Source organism: Billgrantia sp. NRB1 (assembly GCF_056921725.1).
The window spans coordinates 1-21462 of record NZ_CM167783.1 but is presented as its reverse complement, the minus strand read 5'-3'; the positions used below and the strand labels follow the sequence as shown (position 1 = coordinate 21462).

The following is a 21462-nucleotide window of genomic DNA, read 5'->3' as shown; positions in this document are numbered from 1 at the left end:
CCTCACGCCTCGCGGTCGAGGATGGTGGCGATCATCGCCGTGGTGGAGACGCCATCCTCGAAGCCCAGCACGATCACCTCGCCGCCGGCCTCACGCACCGCCTCCCCCCCGGCGATCTGCTCGGGGCGGTAGTCGCCCCCCTTGACCAGCACATCGGGCAGCACCGCCTCGATCAGTCGCTGAGGGGTATCCTCGGTGAAGGGCACCACCCAGTCCACGGCGCCCAGTCCCGCCAGCACCTGCATGCGCCGGGCCAGCGGGTTGATCGGCCGCCGGGGCCCCTTGAGACGGGCGATGGAGGCGTCGTCGTTGACCGCCACGATGAGCCGGTCGCCGAGCCGGCGGGCCTGCTCCAGGTAGGCCACATGGCCGGCGTGGAGGATGTCGAAGCAGCCGTTGGTCATCACCACCCGCTCGCCGCGGGCCTGGGCGGCGCGCACCGCCTCGATCAGCGGCGGCTCCTCGATCACCCCGAATTCGGCCAGCTTGTCGCCGTGCAGGGCGGTGTAGAGCTCGGCGATGGAGAGCGTCGCGGTGCCCGGCTTAGCCACCACCAGGCCGGCGGCCAGGTTGGCCAGGGTCATCGCTTCGGGGAAGCCATGGCCGGCGGCAAGCGCCAGGCCCAGCACACCGATCACGGTGTCCCCGGCGCCGGTGACGTCATAGACTTCCCGGGCCCGGGTCGGCAGGTGCAGCGGCTCGTGACCCTCACGGATCAGGGTCATGCCCTTCTCGCTGCGGGTGATCAACAGCGCCTCGAGCCCTAGCTCGTCACGCAATGCCTCGGCCTTGGCGGCGAGCTCGGCGTCGTCGCGGCAGGGCCCCACCACCCCCTCGAACTCGGCCAGGTTGGGGGTGATCATGCTGGCCCCCCGGTACTTGCCGAAGTCGCCGCCCTTGGGGTCGACCAGCACCCGCTTGCCGGCGGCACGCGCCAAGGCGATCAGCGCCTCCACCCGGTTGAGCGTGCCCTTGCCGTAGTCGGAGAGAATCACCAGGTCGCAGTCGGGCAGCGCTCGCTCGACCCGGGTCAGCAGCCCCGAGGTGTCCACCTCGCCGAGCCCCTCCTCGAAGTCCAGGCGGATCAGCTGCTGGTTGCGACTCACCACCCGCAGCTTGGTGATGGTGGGAATCCCCACGCTGCGCTCTAAGTGAGTGCTCACTCCGGCCGCATCGAGCGGAGCAACCAGCCGCTCGGCATTGTCGTCATCGCCGACCAGGCCGGCCAGGGCCGCCTGAGCGCCCAGGGAAGCGATATTGAGCGCCACGTTGGCCGCGCCACCCGGGCGGTCTTCGCTGTCGCGCACCTGCACCACCGGCACCGGGGCCTCCGGCGAGATGCGCAGGGTGCCGCCGTGCCAGTAGCGGTCCAGCATCACGTCGCCCACCACCAGCACGCGGGCCTGCTCCAGGGCCGTCAGGTCAAACTTCATCGGGGCTCTCCGTATCGGGACTTTCCGTATCGGGGCTCTCCGTCGGCGCGCCTTGGGCGTCCCGGTAAAGCACCACCTCCAGCCGCTCGATGACGTCTTCGGTATGAATCAACGACATGGCGTCGGGGTGGCGCACCCGCTGCCCCCAGGCCAGCTGCTCGGGTTCCTTGTGCATATAGGTACGCACCGCCTCGGGATAGCGGTTCACCGCCTCGGCCCGCCAGAGGTAGGGGCCGGTGCGATCCAGGTTGGAGGTGGCATAGAGACCGACCACCGGGGTGCCCAGGGCATTGGCCATATGCACCGGCCCGGAGTCGGGGGCGATCACCGCCTCGGCGCCATCGATCAGCGCCAGCAGCCCCTTGAGCGAGCTTTTGCCGATGGCGTCGTGCACCGCTTCCGGCCGGCTGAGCGACTGGATCTCCTCGCCCATCTCACGCTCCTGGGTGCTGCCGCCTCCGGTCAGCACCGCCTTGATGCCGTGCTGGGCCCAGGCGTGCTCGATCACCGCGGCATAGCCCTGCGCCGACCAGTTACGGAAGTTGCGCACCCGCAGGCTGCTGCAGGGGCTGATCACCAGGTAGCGCCCCGTTCCGGCGATCTCGCGGGCCTCCTGGACGGCGGCATCGGGAATCGGCAGGTGCCACTCCAGGGAGAGATCCTCCACGCCGAGCAGGCGGGCGAAATCGAGAAAGGACTCCAGCACATGGGCGCGGGGATGCGGCGCCAGCCGGCGGTGGGTGAACCAGTGCTGGGCATCCTTGGCGCGGGCCTTGTCATAGCCCACCCTCACCTTGGCCTTGAGCCCCAGGGAGAGCACGCTGGCCCGCAACGCCTGCTGCATATGCAGCAGCACGTCGAACCGGCGGTCCGAAAGCTGGCGCCAGATGGCGCGCATGCCGGCCAGTCCCGTCGCCTTGTCGTAGACGATGAACTCGACCCCCGACAGGCCCGCCAGTAGACTGTGCTCGGCCTTGCCGATGATCCAGGTGATACGCGCCTCCGGCCACTGGCGCTGAAGCGCCCGTATGGTCGGCACCAGATTGCAGACGTCGCCCAGGGCAGAGAGCCGCAGTACGGCAATGTGGCGGGGTCGGGCAGGCAGAGGATGCTTCATGCGCTTGGCAACATATCGGACGGGAAAGACGATCATTCTATATGATGCAGGCAGTGTATGTGACGCCGTCATGGCGCCACAACTCGGCCCGTCGCTACTCGACCCGGACCACTGGCGCCAGCAGGGCCGGGTGGTGGGAGACGCCCCGGGGCGAGGCAGCAGTCTCTTCCTGGACGCTGGCATTGAGCAGTGGGTGCTGCGCCCCTATCGACGCGGCGGCCTGGTGGCCAGACTCAGCGAGGCACGCTACCTGTGGCTGGGGTGCGAGCGCACCCGCGCCTTTCGCGAGCTGCGACTGACCGCCTGGCTGCACGAGCGGGGCCTGCCGGTGCCCAGGCCGGTGGCGGCCGGCGTGATACGCCATGGGCTCAGCTACGAGGCGGCGCTGCTTACGGTGCGCATCCCCGGCGCACGCGCCCTCGCCGAGCGGCTCGAAGACGGCCGCGCCGAGGCCGCCCTGCTGCGCGCCGTTGGCGCCACCATCCGCCGCTTCCATGACGTCGGGCTCGATCACGTGGATCTCAACGCCCGCAATGTGCTGATCGACGGGGAAGACAGGATCTGGCTGATCGATCTGGATCGCTGTCGGATACGCCCGAGTCGCCGCCATATCCCTCGCAATCTGGCGCGACTGGCGCGCTCGCTGCACAAGCTGGGCTATCCCTGGGCGATGGACGACATTACCGAAGGGCACCATCGGGCCGGCTAGCGGCCGACGCCACGCCTCACCCCTTGCGCCGCCCGACCCACTTTCGCTTGGCGCCCTTGCGCACTCGCCGCATGCAGGAGAGCCCGGCCTGCAGGGCATTGGCCAGGCGAAAGGTGCGAGAATACCGCGTTGCCTTGTCGAGATAGCGATAGCCTAAGGGCATGCTTTCGAGAAACTTGCTGTACTCCATCAGCAGTCGCGTCCTGGCCAGCAGTGGTGGGCGCGTCATCTTGAAGTCGATGAAGCGGACCCGCTCCTCGTCGATCAGGAAGTTCTGTGCCTGGGGATCGCCGCGCAGGTAGCCCTGGCCATGCAGTTCGAGCAGCGCCTCGGCCACCGCTTGCGTATCGCGGCTAGTTGCCTGCCTGCCCGGGACAAAACCATACAGGAAGAAACCGTCCACCACTCGGCCCGCCTTGCGCCGCTCGGCCCCCAGTATCGGCTCGGGCCCTCTCTGCCCAAGACGCGCCAGCATCGCAATGCTGCGATGCTGGCGAATCGACTCCCCGGGGCGGAACAGGGTCAGGAAGCGCTCCCATGCACGGCGATTCCGGGCGCGAGGCACCTTTAGGACCAGGTCACGGCCGCCGATGGTGACCCGGGCCGCCCAGCAGTGGCGACTATCCTTCAGCAGGCTCACGACCCGGTAGCGCTGCCGAAGCACGGCCCGCAGCAGGCTGACCGCTTCATCGTCGGGCAGGCTCGCTTCGAGGCGGTAGCCCTCACACTCCCACACGCCGGAACCGGAAATCGCTCTGCTCTGCATGGCGCGCCTCTTGCGACAGTCAACTCTTGCTACGCCACCAACCATCGCCTCGTTTGCGAAGCCGTTGGGCGGCTACCTGAACACGGGGGACCCTGTTAAGGTGATCCCTTCAACGAGAGCCAGACGATACCATATATCGATCATGCTGACGCCGCCGAGAATGCCCCACCCCCGCTGGTGGTCCCTGCTCGTCATGGGCCTGTGCCTGGGCTATGCCATCACCACCCTGACCCGGCTCTCGCCCTGGTGGCTGCCGCTGATCGCCGCCGCCTGGATCGGCCTGGGTGCCCTGCTGCGCTGGGGCGCACCGCTCAGCTTCCAGCCTCCCGCTGCGGGCCGCAGGCTCTGGCCCTGGTCGCTGCTGCCCCTCGCCCTTTGGGGACTCTACGTCTATCTGGCCGACAGCTTCGGCATCGTCGACGTGGGGGCCGTCTACTTCCACTTGCAGGCGGGCATGACCGATCATGGCGGCGTCAGTCGCATCGGTGCCGCCGTGCTCTACTGTCTGTCGATGCTGGCCCTGCTGGTCGCCGTGGTCTGGCTGGTCCGGCACGACCACCGCTGGCGGCGCGCCGAACCCCTGCTGGCGATCGCCCTGCTGGCCAGCAACCCCCTGCTCTATGGCATCACCCAGCGGGGGGCCGCCATCGTCACCGACGACGGCGCCTGGCTGGAGCGTCAATACGTGGAGCCGATGCTGCTCGAATCTCCCGAATCACCGCCGAACCTGCTGCTGCTCTATCTGGAGAGCATCGAGCGCACTTATGCCGACAGGGAACGCTTCGGCGACGCCTACGCCGACCTGGACGTCATCGGCGAGCGCGGCCTGGTCTACGAGGGCGTTCGCCAGATCAACAACACCGGCTGGACCATGGCCGGCATGATCGCCAGCCAGTGCGGCACCCCGCTGATGCCCGCCGGCCTCCTGCATGATCGACAGTTCACGCCGCTGGACAAGGTGGTGCCCGGGATCGACTGTCTCGGCGACCTGCTGGCGAAAGAGGGCTATCGACTCAGCTACCTGGGCGGGGCCAGCACTGCCTTTGCCGGCAAGGGCATCTTCTACGAGGACCACGGCTTCGAGACGGTACTGGGGCGCGAGGAGCTTCAGCCCCGGCTGGAGGATCCGGACTACGTCAACAACTGGGGCCTCTATGACGACTCCCTCTACGACTTCACCGTCGAGGAGATCCGCCGCCTGGACCAGGGCGATAGCCCCTGGGGGGTGGTCAACCTGAGCATCGCCGGCCACGCTCCCAACGGCTACCCGGCACAGGCCTGCATCGATCGCCAGGGCGAGTTCGACGGCGTCGATATTCTCTACTCGGTGGAGTGTTCGGCATGGCTGGCCCGGGACCTGATCGAGCGTCTGGAGCAGGAGGGCCTGCTGGACAATACCCTGGTGGTGATCGCCAGCGACCACCTGACCATGCGAGTCTCGGTCTGGGACGAGCTGATCCAGGGCGATCGCGACAACACCTTCATGCTGCTGGGGCCGGGCGTTCCGGTTGACCGGGAGCAGCGCGAAGCCTCCATGGTGGACGTCTTTCCCACCATTCTCGAGGCCATGGGATTCACCATCGACTGGCACCGCGCCGGTCTGGGGGTCTCGCTGCTCGCCAATGAACCGACGCTGCTCGAAGAGCATGGCAAGCCGGCGCTGCATGCCCGAATGCGCGAAGAGACCGCACTGCAGGAGCGGCTCTGGGAAGGCCTGGTGCCGGAACAGCGACAGGCCGATACCACGCAGGGACAGGTCGTCGAGACGCCCGACGATGCGGCACCGGACGAAGAGATTTATCCCTGATTGGGATCATGACCACCACCATTTTATGGCAGATCGCATGCAGCCTGATGCTTCCTCCCCCCATCGACACACCCTGTCGGTCTGTGTCATCGCCAAGAACGAGGCCGACCGCCTGCCGCGCTGCCTGGCATCGGTAGCCGACATCGCCGATGAGATCATCGTCCTCGACAGCGGTAGCTCCGATGACACCGTGGCGGTGGCGAAACAGTACACCGACAAGGTCTGGGTCACCGACTGGCCAGGCTTCGGCGTCCAGAAGCAGCGCGCGCTCGACCGGGCCAGCATGGACTGGGTGCTCTCCATCGATGCCGATGAGGCCCTGGACGACACGGCTCGGGACGCGCTGAAAGCGCTGCTGGACAGTCCCCGTATCGAGGAGACCGCCTTTCGGATCAAATGGCTGGTGGTGCGGCACGGCAAGGGGCTCAAGTTCGGCCGTAGCGCCCGGGCCCCGCTGAGGCTGTTCCTCCGCGAGGGAGCCAAGTTCACCGATGCCCAGGTGCATGAAACCATCGTTCCGGCCCCCGGCAGGATCGGCAGGCTGCCCGGCAGGTTGCTGCACTTCACCGCCCGCGACTATGGGCATGCCCTGGAGAAGAACGCCAAGTATGCCTGGCTGGGCAGCCAGAAGTACTTTGCCAAGGGCAAGCGCAACCGCAGCCTGCTGCTGGTCTGCCTCAGGTCGCTCTGGACCTTTTTCCTGATCTATATCCTGCGCGGCGGCTTCCTCGACGGGCGTATCGGCTTCATCGTGGCCATGAACTACATGCAGGGCAACTTCAACAAGCACGCCGGCCTGTGGCTGCTGAGCCGAGAAGAGCGCCGCGACGCGGATGCGCAAGGCGAGCAGTCGCGCTAGACACCTTCCGGCCGCTACCAGGGCTTCCAGTACCCCAGCTTGCGGCGCTCCTTGAGGTTGCGCAGGCCGTTGCGGGGCTTGGCCTTGAGGTCCGCCCGACCCTGGCGAAGACACTCCTCCACGGCATCCAGCACGCGCTCGCTGGAGCGCCCATCGGTGTAGGGATGTAGGTCCCTGGCAAAGGCCTCGATACGCGCCATCAGCTCGGGCGGCTGCGACAGGGCCTCCTCGATGGCACCTTCCAGCGCTTCCACCCGCGTAACATCCAGCAGATGCGACCTGTCGCCACGGCTCTGGTTGCGGAAGGTCACTACCGGCCTGTGCTGCAGCAGGAACATCAGCATCACCGAAGAGGTATCGCATACCATGACATCCGAGGTACGCAGTAGCGGCAGGATATTGCGGGTGTCGATGAAGCTCAGGCTGTGGTTCTCCAGCGACCGATAGGCCTCCACCACCGCCGGGTCCATCTTGGGATGGAACTGGATCAGCCACTGCCACCGGCCGGTATCGCGCAGGCGACGCACGGTTTCCAGCAGTTGCGGTGCCGCGCTCAGTCGCGGCGTGAAGGTCGAGCACAGCAGGATACGCGGGCGGCCATCCGCCGCCGGCAGCACGGGCTCGCGCCCGGCGGGTATCTCGGGACGGAACAGCGGATCCAGGGCCGGCCAGCCGGTTTCGACCACCCGAAAGTGGCCATGACGCGAGGCACGCGCTTCGAATCCACTGGTGCTGCTCGGCCCCTGGGTGCAGTAGAGATCGAAGCAGCCGCGAATATTGAAGTGCCCCCGGTCGTCGCTGCGCCCCGCCTTGGCCACGTTGAAGCCGTGAAACACCGCCACCTTCAAGCCGGGAATGAAGGACGGCACCATATTGCCCGGCACCAGCACCACCTCGGGCTCCCACGCCCTGACCTCGGCCACGTCCATCAGCCGCTTCTCCCCCGGCTCCAGGTGCCTCGGATCCACTTCCTCGCCAGCGAAGAACCATCGGGCCTCGCCGCCGCGCGAATGTATCGCCCACTGCAGCGGACGCAAGATAGAATAGGCATAGTTCTGCTCGGCATAGAGCAGAAAGCGAGTGGCCCTCGGCGGGGGTGTCATGTCGACTGTCGTGGTCATTATGAATTCTGGTTCATCGGCGCGGCGATTTCGGACAGGAGTGGTCGATGAAAGTATTGTGCATCACGGATCGAGCGGATCGCCCCGAGACGGAACTGTTTGTCCTGCTATCGAAACAGGTCGACAGGCTGGTGGTGATGTGCAATCCCGAAGGGCGGAACGCTCATATTCTAGCCGAGCAGAACATTCCCACGCTTGCGCTAAAGGTGCGTAGCCGGCACGACAGGGCAGCTACCACTGCCATTCGCGAGGAGCTTGAGCGCGGTGACTATGATATCGCGCACGCCTTCAATACACGAGCGCTGGCCTGCCTCCTGCGGGCCGGTCGGCGTACTCGTACCCGCCTGCTCGGGTACCGCGGCGTCACGACCGGGGTCAGCTATCTGAAACCGGAGTCCTGGCATACGTTCCTGCACCCCCGCCTGGACGGCATCTTCTGCGTGGCAGAGGCGGTTCGCCAGGCACTGCTCGACACACGCTTTCTAGGCTGGCACCTCCCCGAATCCAAGCTCAAGACCATCCACAAGGGCCATGATCCGGCCTGGTATGACATGCCGCCGGCCGACCTGACGGCATTCGGCCTTCCACCGGAAGCCGTTCCGATCTGCTGCATCAGCCGCAACAGCGTCAAGAAAGGCATCATGCCCCTCATCGAGGCCTTCGATCAGCTACCCGCCGACGCCAACCTGCACCTGGTGCTGGTCGGCTCGATCATCGACAACGCGGCGCTCAAGAAGCGCATTGCCACTAGCCCCTTTGCCGAGCGGATTCACTTCACCGGCTACCGTAACGACGTACCGGCTATCCTGCGCAGCTGCCGCCTGCTGGTCTCGGCCTCTCAGAGCGGCGAGGGGCTACCACGGGTGATCATCGAGGCGATGTCGGTGGGCTGCCCGGTGGTGGCAACCGATGCCGGTGGCACCTCGGAGCTGGTGATCGACGGCCAAACGGGGCTATTGCTACCGCCCGGGGACACCGCGGCAATGCGCGAGGCCATTCTCAACGTCATGGACGATGAACACGCTGCCCAAGCGCGAGCACGCAATGCCCTGGAGCTCATACGGGAATCGTTCAATGCGGAATTGACGGCCCAGCGTACCCTCGAGTGGTACGAAGAGCTGCTCGAGCGCTGAGGTTCACTCGCCTAGGAGCCTGTCGGATTTGACCGATCGTCGCGAGGAATACGGATTTCGAGACAAGTTTATCGATCTGATGAGGCGAATAGCGCGCTATTTTACGAATCAGATCGAATGAAATTGGCCGAAAGCCCGGGTTTCGTAGCAGATCAGCGTTAAGTCCGACAGGCTCCTAGCCGGCACCTATAACCGGCTAGCGGCTGCTTGTATACTGGTTGGCCTGTGAATTCATGGCCAACGGTGCTTTCCCAATGACTCTCTCGACACCCTCGTCGACGCCCGACGCGGCGACTTTCCAGGGCCTGATCCTTGCCCTGCAGCAGTACTGGGCCGAAAAAGGCTGCGTGGTGCTTCAGCCCTTGGACATGGAGGTCGGTGCCGGCACCTTCCACCCCGCCACCTTCCTGCGCTCCATCGGCCCCGAGACCTGGAACGCCGCCTACGTGCAGCCCTCCCGCCGCCCCACCGACGGACGCTATGGCGAGAATCCCAATCGCCTCCAGCACTACTACCAGTTTCAGGTGGTGATGAAACCCTCCCCGGCCGACCTCCAGGACCTCTACCTGGGCTCGCTCGCGCGGCTGGGCATCGATCCGCTGGTGCATGACATTCGCTTCGTCGAGGACAACTGGGAATCGCCCACCCTGGGCGCCTGGGGTCTGGGCTGGGAGGTATGGCTCAACGGCATGGAGGTGACCCAGTTCACCTACTTCCAGCAGGCCGGGGGGATCGAGTGCTACCCGGTCACCGGCGAGCTGACCTATGGGCTCGAGCGGATCGCCATGTACCTGCAGAACGTCGATAGCGTCTACGACCTGGTGTGGGCCATCGCGCCGGACGGTTCTCGGGTCACCTACGGCGATGTCTACCTGCAGAACGAGCGGGAACAGTCGGCCTTCAACTTCGAGCAGGCCGATGTGCCGGCCCTGTTCGGCGCCTTCGACCACCAGGAGCGCGAGTGCGCCAAGCTGCTCGATGCCGGCCTACCGCTGCCCGCCTACGAGCAGGTGCTGAAGGCATCGCATACCTTCAACCTGCTCGACGCCCGACACGCCATCTCGGTCACCGAACGCCAGCGCTATATCCTGCGCGTGCGCACCATGGCCCGCGACGTGGCTCACGCCTACTATGCGTCACGCAAGGCCGCCGGCTTCCCCATGGCCCCCGAGGCCCTGCGTCAGGAATGTCTGGCCGACGAATCGCTTGCCGAAGAGGGAGATGCTTGAGCATGGCAGCCACCACCTTTCTGATGGAACTGGGCGTCGAGGAGCTTCCCCCCGCCGCGATCGACACGCTCTCCGACGCACTCGCCGCGGGCATCCGCCGCGGTCTCGACGAGGCCGGGGTTGCCTTCGACCACGTTCAAGCCTTCGCCACCCCTCGCCGCCTGGCGGTGCAGGTCGAGGCGCTGGCCGACAAGCAGCCCGACCGCGAGACCGAGCGCCGCGGCCCGGCGTTAGCTGCCGCCTTCAAGGATGGCCAACCCACCAAGGCCGCCGAAGGCTTTGCCCGCTCCTGCGGTGTCGAGGTGGCAGACCTGATTCACCTGGAGACGCCCAAGGGCACCTGGCTGGGCTACCGTGAGCATCAGCCGGGCGAAGCGACCACCGCGCTGCTGCCCGGCATCGTCGCCAAGGCCGTGACCTCCCTGCCAGTGCCCAAGAACATGCGCTGGGGGGCGTCGCGCATCGAGTTCTCCCGCCCGGTGCACTGGCTGGTCATGCTTTACGGCAGCGACGTGGTCGAGGGCGAAGTGCTCGGCGTGACGGCATCCCGCACCACCCGCGGCCATCGCTTCCATGCCCCCGCCGCCATTGCGCTTTCCCATGCCGACGACTACCTGGCGACCCTCGAACAGGCCTATGTGCTGGCCGACCGCGACAAGCGCCGCGAGTGCATCCGCGAGCAGGTACTGGCCGAAGCCGAGGTGCAGGAGGCCCAGGCGGTGATCGACGAGGAGCTGCTTACCGAGGTTAGCGGGCTGGTCGAGTGGCCCGTGGCCCTGACCGGAAGCTTCGATGAGCGCTTTCTGGAGGTGCCGGCCGAGTGCCTGATCTCCTCGATGAAGGCCAACCAGAAATACTTTCACCTGCTCGACGACCAGGAGCGGCTCAAGCCACTGTTCATCACCATCTCCAACATCGATAGCAGCGATCCGCAGCAGGTCATCGAGGGCAACGAGAAAGTGATCCGCCCGCGGCTGGCCGATGCCGCTTTCTTCTATGACATCGATCGCAAACGCACCCTGGCCTCGCGGATCAGCGAGTTGAACGGGGTGGTGTTCCAGCAGCAGCTGGGCACCCTGGCCGACAAGGCGCATCGTGCCGCGGCCGTAGCCGCCTTCATCGCGGGACGCATCGACGGCGATGTGGCCCAGGCGCGGCGCGCCGCCGAGCTGGCCAAGTGCGACCTGGTCACCGAGATGGTGCTGGAGTTTCCCGAGCTGCAGGGCATCATGGGGCGCTATTACGCCGTGCATGACGGCGAGCCCGCCGAGGTCGCCCAGGCGCTGGAGGAGCAGTACCTTCCCCGCTTCGCCACGGACGCCATCCCCGAGACTCGCACCGGCCGTGCCCTGGCACTGGCCGATCGCCTGGATACGCTGACTGGGATCTTCGGTATCGGCCAGCGGCCCAGCGGCACCAAGGACCCCTTCGCCCTGCGCCGTGCCGCCATCGGCGTACTCAACATCCTGATCAAGGGCGAGCTGGACCTCGACCTGCGCGAGCTCCTGGAACTGGCCGCCGCCCAGCACCAGGAGCTGCCCTATGCCGAGACGCTGGTCGACGAGGTCCTAGACTATATGCTCGATCGGTTCCGCGCCTGGGCCCACGACGAAGGCATCGAGGCGGAGGTCTACCTCGCCGTGCGCGCCCGCCCGGTCACCCGGCCGCTGGACTTCGCGCGTCGCCTGCGGGCGGTCCATGCCTTCGCCCAGCGCGACGAAGCGTCCGCCCTGGCCGCCGCCAACAAGCGGGTCAGCAACATCCTGACCAAGCAGGGCCATTCGGGCACGGGCACGGTCAAGCCCGACCTGCTCCAGGATGCCGCCGAGCAGGCGCTGTACGAGGCCCTGGCCGCTCGCCGCGATGCGGTCATGCCGCTATTTGCCAAGGGGCACTACCGCGAGGCGCTGGACGCCCTGGCCAGTCTGCGCGCTCCGGTCGACGACTTCTTCGACCAGGTCATGGTCATGGCCGACGATGAGGCCGTGCGGGATAACCGCCTGGCGCTGCTTGCCGCCCTCCAGGCGCTATTCTTGGAAGTCGCGGATATCGCCCTGCTACCGCAGTAAGCCCGCTTAAGGCAGCCAAGAGGCCGACAGGCGATTGCCTGTCGGCCTTTTTCATTGCCACGAGGCTAGGCGATGTTTCACGTGAAACATCCCGGGATGACCCCAGCCACATGGATGCGAGGTCCTCCCTTCGGTCGCCACCATGGATTGATGAGGCTGGGGTTCACTTCTAGCTTTACTGCATGAGGGGTGCGAAGGGCCCCGACCTTATGTTGGGACCAAATGCCGTACGCCCCCCCGGAACGGGCCTTCGTTACGCCTATACGTGGACATCCACCGAGGCCCCCAATCCGACAGGAGCCGTCCTCACCGGGAACGAGTCGAGTTCGCTCGATTGTGCGCTAATCATGGCGCACAGCATGATGCGCTATCCACGGGCCCAGACGGGTCGGCCTGCCGACACAGGAGGCGATAATGAGCGACTATTACAACCTTGGTGACTACTCCCGGACGATCACTACCACGTCAGCGGACGCGCAATGCTGGTTCGATCGCGGCCTCGTGTGGCTCTACGGCTTCAACCACGAGTCGGCGATAGAGTGTTTCCGCCTGGCGCTGGACGCCGACCCGCAATGCGCGATGGCGCAGTGGGGCCTCACCCATGCGGCCGGGCCTAACTACAACCGGCCGTGGGAGGCCTTCGAGGCGGAAGAGAAATCCGAGGCGCTGGCGATCGCCCTTCCCGCCGTCGAGGCCGCCGCCGCGCTCGTCGAGCACATCTCGCCAGTCGAGCGAGCACTGATCCAGGCCGTTCGGCACCGGGCACCGGAAGCGCCGGTGGATGAGTTCGGTCCCTACCTGGACGCCTATGCCGACGCCATGCGCGACGTTTATCGTTCCCACCCCGACGACCTGGACGTGGCCGCCCTCTTCGCCGAAGCCCTGCTGAACCGGACACCATGGCAGCTCTGGGATCTGCCCACCGGCGAGCCTGCGGAAGGCGCGGACACCCTCGAGGCAAGGGCCGTGCTCGAGCGGGCCTTCCGCGAGCTCGAAGGTGCCTGGGACCATCCAGGGCTCCTGCACCTGTATATCCACCTCATGGAGATGTCGCCGCACCCCGAACTGGCCCTCCGGCACGGCGACCGGCTCTGTTCGCTGGTCCCCGATTCGGGCCACCTGATCCACATGGCGACCCATATCGACGTGCTCTGTGGCGACTATCACAGCGTGGTCGTCCGCAACTCGCAGGCGATCGAGGCGGACCGTCGCTTCCTCGACAAGGAGGGCCCGGACAACTTCTATTCGATCTATCGACTTCACAACTACCACTTCAAGATCTACGGGGCGATGTTTCTCGGTCAGCCTACGCCGGCACTGGCGACCGCAGACGAGATGCTCTCGACACTGTCGGAGCCCCTGCTTCGCAAGATGGCAGACTGGTTCGAGGCCTTTGTCCCAATGAAGCAGCATGTGCTGATCCGCTTCGGCATGTGGGACGCCATTCTCGGGCAACCGCTGCCCGAGGATGGCGAACTCTATGCCACGACGACGGCACTGATGCGCTATGCGCGGACAGTGGCGCTGGCCAACACCGGCAGGCTCACCGAGGCCGAGGCGGAGCGGGACAGGTTCTTCGCCGCCCAGGCCGCGGTGCCCGAGAGCCGCATGCTGTTCAACAATACCGCCAGGGACATTCTGAAGGTCGCCGAACAGATGATGCTCGGCGAACTCGAGTATCACCGAGGCAACCATGACACCGCCTTCGCGCATCTGCACCGGGCCGTCGAGCTCGATGACACCCTGCCCTACGACGAGCCATGGGCCTGGATGCAGCCGACGCGGCACGCCCTAGGCGCCCTGCTGCTGGATCAGGGGCGACTAGATGAAGCAGAGGCGGTCTATCGCGCTGATCTCGGTCTCGACGATACGCTCAGTCGCGCCTGCCAACATCCACACAACGTCTGGAGCCTGCACGGGCTGTTTGAGTGTCTCACCCGGCGCGGCGAGACGACCGAGTCGGTGCATATCAAACAACAGCTGGAGCGGGCGGTGGCCCGAGCCGAAATTCCGGTGAGGGCTTCCTGCTACTGCCGCCGTCAGGCTGCCGCTGGATAGCTTAACGGCCATGGGCGCCGGCTACTCGCGTGGGCGCCCATCCTCCTGGTCTGGACTCTCCAGGCCCTTGGAAAGTCCTGTTTCACGTGAAACACTGCCCCCTCCTCGTTCCTAACCATGCAAGAGACCCCATGCCCGCCGTCTCCAAGATTGTGATTCTCGACCGCGACGGAGTCATCAACCGTGACTCGGACGCCTACATCAAGTCCCTGGACGAGTGGGTCCCCTATCCGGCCGCCATCGATGCCATCGCCAGACTATCGCGGGCCGGCTGGACGGTCGCCGTGGCCACCAACCAGTCGGGTATCGCCCGCGGCCTCTACGACGAGGCGACGCTGGCCGAGATGCATGCCGAGCTGGCCCGGCTGGTGAGCGCTGAGGGGGGGGAGCTCGCCCATATCGCCTATTGCCCTCATGGACCCGATGACGGCTGTGACTGTCGCAAGCCGCTCCCCGGTCTTCTGGAGCAGATCCGTCGAGTACTTGGCCTGGAATCCCTGACGGGAAGCTGGATGGTGGGCGACAGCCTGCGCGATCTCCAGGCCGGCGAGCCCATGGGCTGCCAACCCGTGCTGGTGCGCACCGGCAAGGGTGAGCGGACTCTGCGTCAGCATCCCGAACTGGCCGCGCCGGATAGCCCAGCACGAATCTTCGACGACCTGGCCGCCTTCGTCGACTGGCTGCTGGAAGGTGAGCGCCCTTAGCCAAGTACCCCCTTAGCCCCCCATCAGCAAGAGGGCCCGCCGTCGAACTCGACGGCGGGCCCTCTCTTTTCCTGCGCCTATCTGACGCCTAGCAGCCTGTCGGACTTAACGCTGATCTGCTACAAAAACCGGGGTTTCTCGCGACGATCGGTCAAACCCGACAGGCTGCAGCACTCAGCGGCGTTTCACGTGAAACACCCGCCTTGGCCTATACATCGACCTATACATCAAGATTAGCGACCAGGGCGTTGCGCTCGATGAAGTCGCGGCGCGGCTCCACCTCATCGCCCATCAGGGTGTTGAACATCATGTCGGCGGCTACGGCGTCTTCGATCGAGACACGCAGCAGCCGGCGGGTATCGGGGTTCATGGTGGTCTCCCACAGCTGCTCCGGGTTCATCTCCCCTAGCCCCTTGTAGCGCTGGATCGACAGGCCGCGCTGGGCTTCGTTCATCAGCCACTCCAGCGCCTCATAGAAGGTGGCCACCGGCTTCTGACGCTCACCGCGGGCCACGTAGGCACCCTCTTCCAGCAAGCCGTCCAGGGTGACGCCGAGTGCCGCCATGGCCCGGTAATCGGCGCTGGTGAAGAAGTCGATGCCCCAGACATAGTCGGTGCTCACGCCGTGGGCGGTCAGCGTAACCGCGGGCAGGAAGAGCTCACGCTCGGTATCCTCCTCGAGCCGGAAGGTGTAGCGCGGACCGCCTTCATAGGCCACCAGGGCATCCATCTCGCCCTGCAGGTAATCGATCCAGTTCTGCATGGTCACGCGATCCTTGAGGCTCGCCTCGCCTTCCAGGGTCGCCGCATGCACCACCTTGCGCAGCACCTCGTTGGGATAGACCCGCGACAGGCGGTCGATGCGCTTCATCACATCGCGATACTGGTTAACCAGCGACTCCAACTGGGTGCCCGATACGCCGGGGGCGTCCGGGTTCACGTAGAGCCGGGTGCCGTCCATTGCCGTGGTGGTGAGGTAGTCGATCAGCGCCTGCTCGTCCTTGAGATAGGTTTCCTGCTTGCCGCGCTTGATCTTGTAGAGGGGTGGCTGAGCGATGAAGACATGGCCACGCTCGATCAGCTGTGACATCTGACGGAAGAAGAAGGTGAGCAGCAGCGTACGAATATGCGAGCCGTCCACATCGGCATCGGTCATGATGATGATGGAGTGGTAGCGCAACTTGTCGGGATTGAATTCCTCGCGCCCGATGCCACAGCCCAGGGCCGTGATCAGGGTGCCGACTTCCGCCGACGAGAGCATCTTGTCGAAGCGCGCCTTTTCCACGTTGAGGATCTTGCCCTTGAGCGGAAGGATGGCCTGGGTGCGTCGATCACGCCCCTGCTTGGCGCTGCCGCCGGCGGAGTCCCCCTCGACCAGGAACAGCTCGGAGAGGCTGGGATCCTTCTCCTGACAGTCGGCCAGCTTGCCGGGCAACCCGGCGATATCCAGCGCCCCTTTGCGGCGGGTCATGTCGCGCGCCTTGCGCGCCGCCTCTCGAGCACGCGCCGCATCGAGCATCTTGTTGACGATGGCCTTGGCTTCGTTGGGCTTCTCAATCAGGTAGTCGGCGAACAGCCGCCCCATCTCCTGCTCGACCGCCGTCTTGACCTCCGATGAAACCAGCTTCTCCTTGGTCTGGGAGGAGAATTTCGGATCCGGGACCTTCACCGAAATAATGGCGGTGAGGCCCTCCCGGGCATCGTCGCCCGAGGTGTTGACCTTGGCCTTCTTGAGCAGGCCCTCCGACTCGATATAGCCGTTGAGCGTGCGCGTGAGGGCCGCACGAAAACCGGCCAGATGGGTGCCGCCGTCACGCTGGGGGATATTGTTGGTATAGCAGAAGATGTTCTCGGCGAAGGAGTCGCTCCACTGCATGGCCACCTCCACCTCGACGCCATCTTCACGCACGGCATTGAAGTGAAATACCGGGTTGAGCACGGTTTTGTTGGTGTTGAGGTGGTCCACGAAGGCCTTGAGCCCCCCCTCGTAGTGGAACAGCTCCTCCTTGCCGCTACGCTCGTCGATCAGGCGAATGGCGACGCCGGAGTTGAGGAAGGAGAGCTCGCGCAGACGCTTGGCCAGGATATCGTAGTGGAACTCGATATTGTGGAAGGTCTCCGATGAGGGCTTGAAATGGATGCGAGTTCCGCTGTTCTCGGTCTTCCCAACAATGGAGAGGGGGGCCTGGGGCACGCCATGCCGATAGATCTGCTCATGGACCTGGCCGGCCCGCCAGATCGTCAGCTTGAGCTCTTCTGAAAGCGCATTGACGACCGACACACCGACCCCGTGCAACCCGCCGGACACCTTGTAGGAGTTGTCATCGAACTTACCGCCGGCATGAAGGACCGTCATGATCACTTCGGCGGCCGACACCCCTTCGCCCTCATGGATATCCGTAGGCACGCCGCGGCCGTTGTCGCTGACGGTCACGGACTCGTCGGGGTGGATAATCACCCTGATCTCGGAGCAAAAACCGGCCAGCGCCTCGTCGATGGAGTTGTCCACCAGCTCGAACACCATATGGTGAAGGCCCGTCCCGTCGTCGGTATCGCCGATGTACATCCCGGGACGCTTGCGTACGGCATCCAGCCCCTTGAGAACCTTGATGCTCGTTGAGTCGTAAGCCTGTTCGCTCATTGACTACTCCATCATGAAGTCTATCTGTGCCCGAGGCACCAGCTGCCCTGCCCCCTCGGCCGAGTGTTTCACGTGAAACATTGCCACTGGGGTCTGGGGCTCCCAAAGCCCCGACAGGGCATCGTGTTCAACGCTTGTGATGAATGCCTGACAGGCCATGGTCTCCAGCAGACGGCAAAAAACACGCCGGTGGGCCACGTCGAGCTCGGCCGGCAGGTCATCGATCAGGTAGAGGCAGGTACGACCGGTCGACGCCTCCAACAGCCTGCCCTGAGCCAGTTTGAGCGCGCTCACCACGAGCTTCTGCTGACCGCGGGAGAGCACCTCCACTGCCGGATAGCGGCCCAAACGAATGCGTAGATCGGCACGCTGCGGCCCCTGCTGGGTGAACCCCATCTGATGGTCCGTGGCACGCCCCTGCTCCAGCACCTGCAACAGGCTGCGCTGCCGATCCCAGCCGCGGGCATAGCGCAGGGTTAGCCCCTTCACGTCCAGCAGGCTGGCCAGGGTCTCCTCGAAGACCGGCAGGAAGGCCGCCATCCACTCGCTGCGCAGGGCGTCGATACGTTCGCCCCAGTCGGCCAGTTCGCGCTCCCAGGCCGCCAGCGAGTCGCTGTCCATTCTATCACGCCTGAGCAGCGCATTCCGATGTTTAAGGGCGCGACGCGCCCGCCGCCAAGCGTCGAAAAAGTCGTGTTTCACGTGAAACACACCCCAGTCAAGAAACTCCCGTCGTCCCGCCGGGGGGCCCTCGAGCAGGCGAAAGGCATCGGGGTTGACCAGCTGCAGCGGCATCGCCTCTATCAGGCGCGCCAATCGATCCACCCGCTCCCCTGCCATCCGCATCTCCAGCTCGGCGGCATCCCGGGCCCGGCGGATCCCCACCGGTAGCGGGGGGTCGCCGGCGAGCCGGGCAAAGAGGGTCATCTCCGAGGCATCGTGCGCAATGGCATGTTTTAGTTGGCGGGTTCGAAAGGAGCGTCCCATGCCGAGCACATGGATACCCTCGAGCAGGCTGGTCTTGCCGCTGCCGTTGGCACCACTGATCAGGTTGATGCCGTGTCCCGGCGCCATGTCGATGGCGCCAAGATTACGCAATCCACTGAAATTCAGGTGGTTTATTCGCATAACAGCGATGGCGCTCGGGGCCGTGGGTGGCGCATGCGAGGCAATGCCAGTCGCGATCAGAGCCGCATGGGCATGACGACATAAAGCGCATCACCACCGCCGGGCTCTTCCAGCAGGGCACTGCTGCTCGAATCGGAGAGGGTCACCTGCACCCGATCCTCGTCCAGCACGTTCAGCACGTCGATGAGGTAGCCGACATTGAAGCCGATCTCCAGGCCCGCTCCGCCATACTCGACAACCACGCTCTCCTCGGCCTCCTCCTGCTCGGGGTTGTTGGCCATGACCTGCAGATTGCCCTCCTTGAGATGCAGGCGCACACCACGGTACTTCTCGTTGGAGAGAATGGAGGTGCGCGACAGCACCTGACGCAGCTCGGCGCGGTCGGCCAGAAACACCTTGTCACCCCCCTTCGGTACCACGCGCTGGTAGTCGGGGAACTTGCCGTCGACCAGCTTGGAGGTGAAGGTGAAGTCGCCGGTGTGGGCGCGCACATGGCTGCTGCCCAGGGTCAGCGTCACCGGCTCATCGCTGTCATCGAGCAGACGCACCAGCTCCAGCACTCCCTTGCGGGGCACGATCAGCTTGCGAGCCGGCTCGACCTGGATCTCAGCGGGCCCCGAGCAGACCGCCAGGCGGTGCCCGTCGGTGGCCACGGTGCGCACCAGCCCGGCACCCAGCTCGAGCAGCATGCCGTTGAGGTAGTAGCGCACGTCTTGCTGGGCCATGGCGAAGGAGGTGGCATCGATCAGGTGTTTCAGCGTGCCGCGCGGCAGGCTCAGCTCGATGTCGCCCTGAGCGTCCTCGATATTGGGGAACTCGGCCACCGGGAGGGTCGACAGGGTGAAACGCGAGCGCCCGCTGCGCAGTACGGCGCGCCCCTCTTCCAGGCTGAACTGCAGCTCGGCCTGATCCGGCAGCGACTTGCAGATATCCATCAGCTTGCGAGCGGGCACGGTCGCCGCCCCCGGCACCTCCACCTGAGAGGCGGCGGTCCGCCCGATCAGCTCGACTTCCAGGTCGGTGCCGGTCAGAGCCACCTGATCGTGGTCGACCTGAATCAGCACATTGGACAGCACCGGCAGCGTCTGGCGGCGCTCTACCACCCCGGCCACCAGCGCCAGCGGCCGAAGCAGGGCTTCGCGGGATATGGAAAACTTCATGTCGGCTCCACGTCTAGTCCTGAAGAAGGGTGACAGGCGGTTGGTGTCCTTGCGCCTAGCTGGTCAGCAGGCGCAGCAGGTTCTTGTAGTCCTCGCGGATATCCGCGTTCTCTTCCTGCAGTGCCTGAACCTTGCGACAGGCATGCAGCACCGTGGTGTGATCGCGCCCGCCGAAGGCATCGCCAATCTCCGGCAGGCTGTGGTTGGTGAGTTCCTTGGCCAGCGCCATGGCCACCTGGCGCGGCCGCGCCACCGAGCGCGAGCGACGCTTGGAGAGTAGGTCCGCCAGCTTGATCTTGTAGTACTCCGCCACCGTGCGCTGGATGTTGTCGACGCCCACCTGCTTGTCCTGCAGCGCCAGCAGATCCTTGAGCGACTCCCGTATGAAGTCCTGGGTAATCGGCTTGCCCATGAAATGCGAGTCGGCAATGACCTTCTTCAGCGCTCCCTCCAGCTCACGCACGTTGGAGCGGATCTTCTGGGCGATGAAGAAGGCGGCATCGTGGGGCAGATCGACCTTGGCCTGGTCGGCCTTCTTCATCAGGATCGCCACTCGGGTTTCCAGCTCGGGCGGCTCGATGGCCACGGTGAGGCCCCAGCCGAAGCGCGACTTGAGCCGCTCCTCGACGCCGCTGATCTCCTTGGGATAGCGGTCGGAGGTCAGGATCATCTGCTGGCCGCCCTCGAGCAGGGCGTTGAAGGTATGGAAGAACTCCTCCTGGGAACGCTCCTTGCCGGCGAAGAACTGGATATCGTCGATGAGCAGCGCGTCGACGCTGCGATAGAAGCGCTTGAAGTCGTTGATGGCGTTGAGCTGCAGCGCCTTGACCATATCGGCCACGAAGCGCTCGGAGTGCAGGTAGACCACCCGGGCGTTCTCGCGGCGCCCGGCCAGCGCATTGCCCACCGCATGCATCAGGTGGGTCTTACCCAGGCCCACCCCCCCATACAGAAACAGCGGATTATAGGCCCCGCCGGGATTTTCGGAGACCTGTCGAGAGGCGGCGCGGGCCAACTGGTTGGATTTACCCTCGACGAAGGTTTCGAAGGTGAAGTTGGGGTTGAGGCCGCTGCTGTGCTTGAGGCTGCCCTCTACCTGCACCTCGCGCTCACCGCCGGAGCGTCGAGGCCCGGCGCTCTCTTCCCGGAGCTGGTCGATCTCGCGCTCATCGCCGACATCCCCGCGAGGCGAGGTCTGGACGGCAGGGCCCAAAGGCGAGCGCGGGCTGGCCGATACCGGCGTCCCCAGCTCTCGGGGCTGCGGCATGGGCGCCGCTGCGCGACGGCTCCCGACGGTCAGCACCACTCTGGGCGGCTTGGCCGGGGCCAGCTCCCGAAGCAGCTCATTGATGCGCTTGGCATACTTGTCACCGACCCAGTCGCGCACGAAGCGATTCGGTGCCAGCAGCCGAAGCTCATTGGACTCCCCCTCCTCCGCCTGCAGCGGACGGATCCAGGTGTTGAACTGCTGGGCATTCAGCTCATCCTGCAGGTAATCCAAACACTGTTGCCAAAGAGCGAGCGACAC

The 21462-nt window shown here is 65.3% G+C and carries 16 protein-coding genes; 8 read left to right on the top strand and 8 right to left on the bottom strand.

Features of this window, described 5'->3' with window-relative positions; all coding sequences use genetic code 11:
* Nucleotides 1-2 precede the first annotated feature (2 nt).
* Both hldE and ACZIYR_RS00075 read right to left on the bottom strand, forming a co-directional pair.
* Complete coding sequence (gene hldE, locus ACZIYR_RS00080) at nt 3-1433, bottom strand: bifunctional D-glycero-beta-D-manno-heptose-7-phosphate kinase/D-glycero-beta-D-manno-heptose 1-phosphate adenylyltransferase HldE (RefSeq protein WP_483527781.1); 1431 nt, start codon at nt 1431-1433, stop codon at nt 3-5.
* Complete coding sequence (locus ACZIYR_RS00075; RefSeq protein ID WP_483527780.1) at nt 1423-2550, bottom strand: glycosyltransferase family 9 protein; 1128 nt, start codon at nt 2548-2550, stop codon at nt 1423-1425. The genes hldE and ACZIYR_RS00075 overlap by 11 nt, the downstream gene beginning before the upstream one ends.
* Between ACZIYR_RS00075 and ACZIYR_RS00070 the strand changes: the two genes are divergently transcribed.
* A complete protein-coding gene (locus tag ACZIYR_RS00070; RefSeq protein ID WP_483527779.1) occupies nt 2549-3259 on the top strand; it encodes a 3-deoxy-D-manno-octulosonic acid kinase in 711 nt (236 codons plus the stop codon). The genes ACZIYR_RS00075 and ACZIYR_RS00070 overlap by 2 nt on opposite strands.
* Before the next feature lie 16 nt (nt 3260-3275).
* Here the strand turns inward: ACZIYR_RS00070 and ACZIYR_RS00065 are convergent, their stop codons facing one another.
* Entirely contained in the window at nt 3276-4025 is a 750-nt protein-coding gene (locus ACZIYR_RS00065) for a protein kinase family protein (protein ID WP_483527778.1), read from the bottom strand.
* 160 nt (nt 4026-4185) lie between these two features.
* Here ACZIYR_RS00065 and ACZIYR_RS00060 point away from each other — a divergent pair, with 160 nt between their 5' ends.
* Nucleotides 4186-5832: a sulfatase-like hydrolase/transferase gene (locus ACZIYR_RS00060; RefSeq protein WP_483527777.1), complete on the top strand. Its 1647-nt coding sequence runs from the start codon at nt 4186-4188 to the stop codon at nt 5830-5832.
* 37 nt (nt 5833-5869) lie between these two features.
* On the top strand, nt 5870-6691 hold the full coding sequence (locus tag ACZIYR_RS00055) for a glycosyltransferase family 2 protein (protein ID WP_483527776.1): 822 nt from the start codon (nt 5870-5872) through the stop codon (nt 6689-6691).
* A gap of 14 nt (nt 6692-6705) precedes the next feature.
* Here the strand turns inward: ACZIYR_RS00055 and ACZIYR_RS00050 are convergent, their stop codons facing one another.
* Nucleotides 6706-7794 carry a CDP-glycerol glycerophosphotransferase family protein gene (locus tag ACZIYR_RS00050; RefSeq protein WP_483527775.1) on the bottom strand — a complete coding sequence of 363 codons (1089 nt, stop codon included), beginning with the start codon at nt 7792-7794 and terminating at the stop codon, nt 6706-6708.
* Between the two features lie 65 nt (nt 7795-7859).
* On the opposite strand from ACZIYR_RS00050, the gene ACZIYR_RS00045 reads away from it, so the two are divergent.
* The 5 genes from ACZIYR_RS00045 to gmhB all read left to right on the top strand — a co-directional run bounded on the left by ACZIYR_RS00045 (nt 7860) and on the right by gmhB (nt 15005).
* Complete coding sequence (locus tag ACZIYR_RS00045; RefSeq protein WP_483527774.1) at nt 7860-8945, top strand: glycosyltransferase family 4 protein; 1086 nt, start codon at nt 7860-7862, stop codon at nt 8943-8945.
* A 254-nt stretch (nt 8946-9199) separates the two neighbouring features.
* Nucleotides 9200-10174, top strand: coding sequence for a glycine--tRNA ligase subunit alpha (gene glyQ / locus ACZIYR_RS00040; RefSeq protein ID WP_483527773.1), 975 nt, complete (start codon nt 9200-9202; stop codon nt 10172-10174).
* Between the two features lie 2 nt (nt 10175-10176).
* Nucleotides 10177-12243, top strand: coding sequence for a glycine--tRNA ligase subunit beta (gene glyS / locus ACZIYR_RS00035; RefSeq protein ID WP_483527772.1), 2067 nt, complete (start codon nt 10177-10179; stop codon nt 12241-12243).
* Nucleotides 12244-12657: 414 nt separating this feature from the next.
* Nucleotides 12658-14301, top strand: coding sequence for a hypothetical protein (locus ACZIYR_RS00030; protein ID WP_483527771.1), 1644 nt, complete (start codon nt 12658-12660; stop codon nt 14299-14301).
* Between the two features lie 131 nt (nt 14302-14432).
* The gene (gene gmhB, locus ACZIYR_RS00025; protein WP_483527770.1) at nt 14433-15005 is read left to right on the top strand and encodes a D-glycero-beta-D-manno-heptose 1,7-bisphosphate 7-phosphatase; all 573 of its coding nucleotides are present in this window, start codon (nt 14433-14435) and stop codon (nt 15003-15005) included.
* Nucleotides 15006-15225: 220 nt separating this feature from the next.
* Here gmhB and gyrB read toward each other — a convergent pair whose 3' ends face one another.
* From gyrB to dnaA, 4 genes are read right to left on the bottom strand one after another with little or no spacing between them, the layout of a single operon-like run.
* On the bottom strand, nt 15226-17646 hold the full coding sequence (gene gyrB, locus ACZIYR_RS00020) for a DNA topoisomerase (ATP-hydrolyzing) subunit B (protein WP_483527769.1): 2421 nt from the start codon (nt 17644-17646) through the stop codon (nt 15226-15228).
* Between the two features lie 3 nt (nt 17647-17649).
* Nucleotides 17650-18774: a DNA replication/repair protein RecF gene (recF, locus tag ACZIYR_RS00015; protein ID WP_483527768.1), complete on the bottom strand. Its 1125-nt coding sequence runs from the start codon at nt 18772-18774 to the stop codon at nt 17650-17652.
* Between the two features lie 56 nt (nt 18775-18830).
* Nucleotides 18831-19934, bottom strand: coding sequence for a DNA polymerase III subunit beta (dnaN, locus tag ACZIYR_RS00010; RefSeq protein WP_483527767.1), 1104 nt, complete (start codon nt 19932-19934; stop codon nt 18831-18833).
* A gap of 55 nt (nt 19935-19989) precedes the next feature.
* The gene (gene dnaA / locus ACZIYR_RS00005) at nt 19990-21462 is read right to left on the bottom strand and encodes a chromosomal replication initiator protein DnaA (RefSeq protein WP_473031909.1); all 1473 of its coding nucleotides are present in this window, start codon (nt 21460-21462) and stop codon (nt 19990-19992) included.

Bases quoted from the DNA above. Each gene is read 5' to 3' on its own strand.
- hldE (WP_483527781.1), bottom strand. From the start codon at position 1,433: ATGAAGTTTGACCTGACGGCCCTGGAGCAGGCCCGCGTGCTGGTGGTG.
- ACZIYR_RS00070 (WP_483527779.1), top strand. From the start codon at position 2,549: ATGCGCTTGGCAACATATCGGACGGGAAAGACGATCATTCTATATGAT.
- ACZIYR_RS00075 (WP_483527780.1), bottom strand. From the start codon at position 2,550: ATGAAGCATCCTCTGCCTGCCCGACCCCGCCACATTGCCGTACTGCGG.
- ACZIYR_RS00065 (WP_483527778.1), bottom strand. From the start codon at position 4,025: ATGCAGAGCAGAGCGATTTCCGGTTCCGGCGTGTGGGAGTGTGAGGGC.
- ACZIYR_RS00060 (WP_483527777.1), top strand. From the start codon at position 4,186: ATGCCCCACCCCCGCTGGTGGTCCCTGCTCGTCATGGGCCTGTGCCTG.
- ACZIYR_RS00055 (WP_483527776.1), top strand. From the start codon at position 5,870: ATGCAGCCTGATGCTTCCTCCCCCCATCGACACACCCTGTCGGTCTGT.
- ACZIYR_RS00050 (WP_483527775.1), bottom strand. From the start codon at position 7,794: ATGACACCCCCGCCGAGGGCCACTCGCTTTCTGCTCTATGCCGAGCAG.
- ACZIYR_RS00045 (WP_483527774.1), top strand. From the start codon at position 7,860: ATGAAAGTATTGTGCATCACGGATCGAGCGGATCGCCCCGAGACGGAA.
- glyQ (WP_483527773.1), top strand. From the start codon at position 9,200: ATGACTCTCTCGACACCCTCGTCGACGCCCGACGCGGCGACTTTCCAG.
- glyS (WP_483527772.1), top strand. From the start codon at position 10,177: ATGGCAGCCACCACCTTTCTGATGGAACTGGGCGTCGAGGAGCTTCCC.
- ACZIYR_RS00030 (WP_483527771.1), top strand. From the start codon at position 12,658: ATGAGCGACTATTACAACCTTGGTGACTACTCCCGGACGATCACTACC.
- gmhB (WP_483527770.1), top strand. From the start codon at position 14,433: ATGCCCGCCGTCTCCAAGATTGTGATTCTCGACCGCGACGGAGTCATC.
- gyrB (WP_483527769.1), bottom strand. From the start codon at position 17,646: ATGAGCGAACAGGCTTACGACTCAACGAGCATCAAGGTTCTCAAGGGG.
- recF (WP_483527768.1), bottom strand. From the start codon at position 18,774: ATGCGAATAAACCACCTGAATTTCAGTGGATTGCGTAATCTTGGCGCC.
- dnaN (WP_483527767.1), bottom strand. From the start codon at position 19,934: ATGAAGTTTTCCATATCCCGCGAAGCCCTGCTTCGGCCGCTGGCGCTG.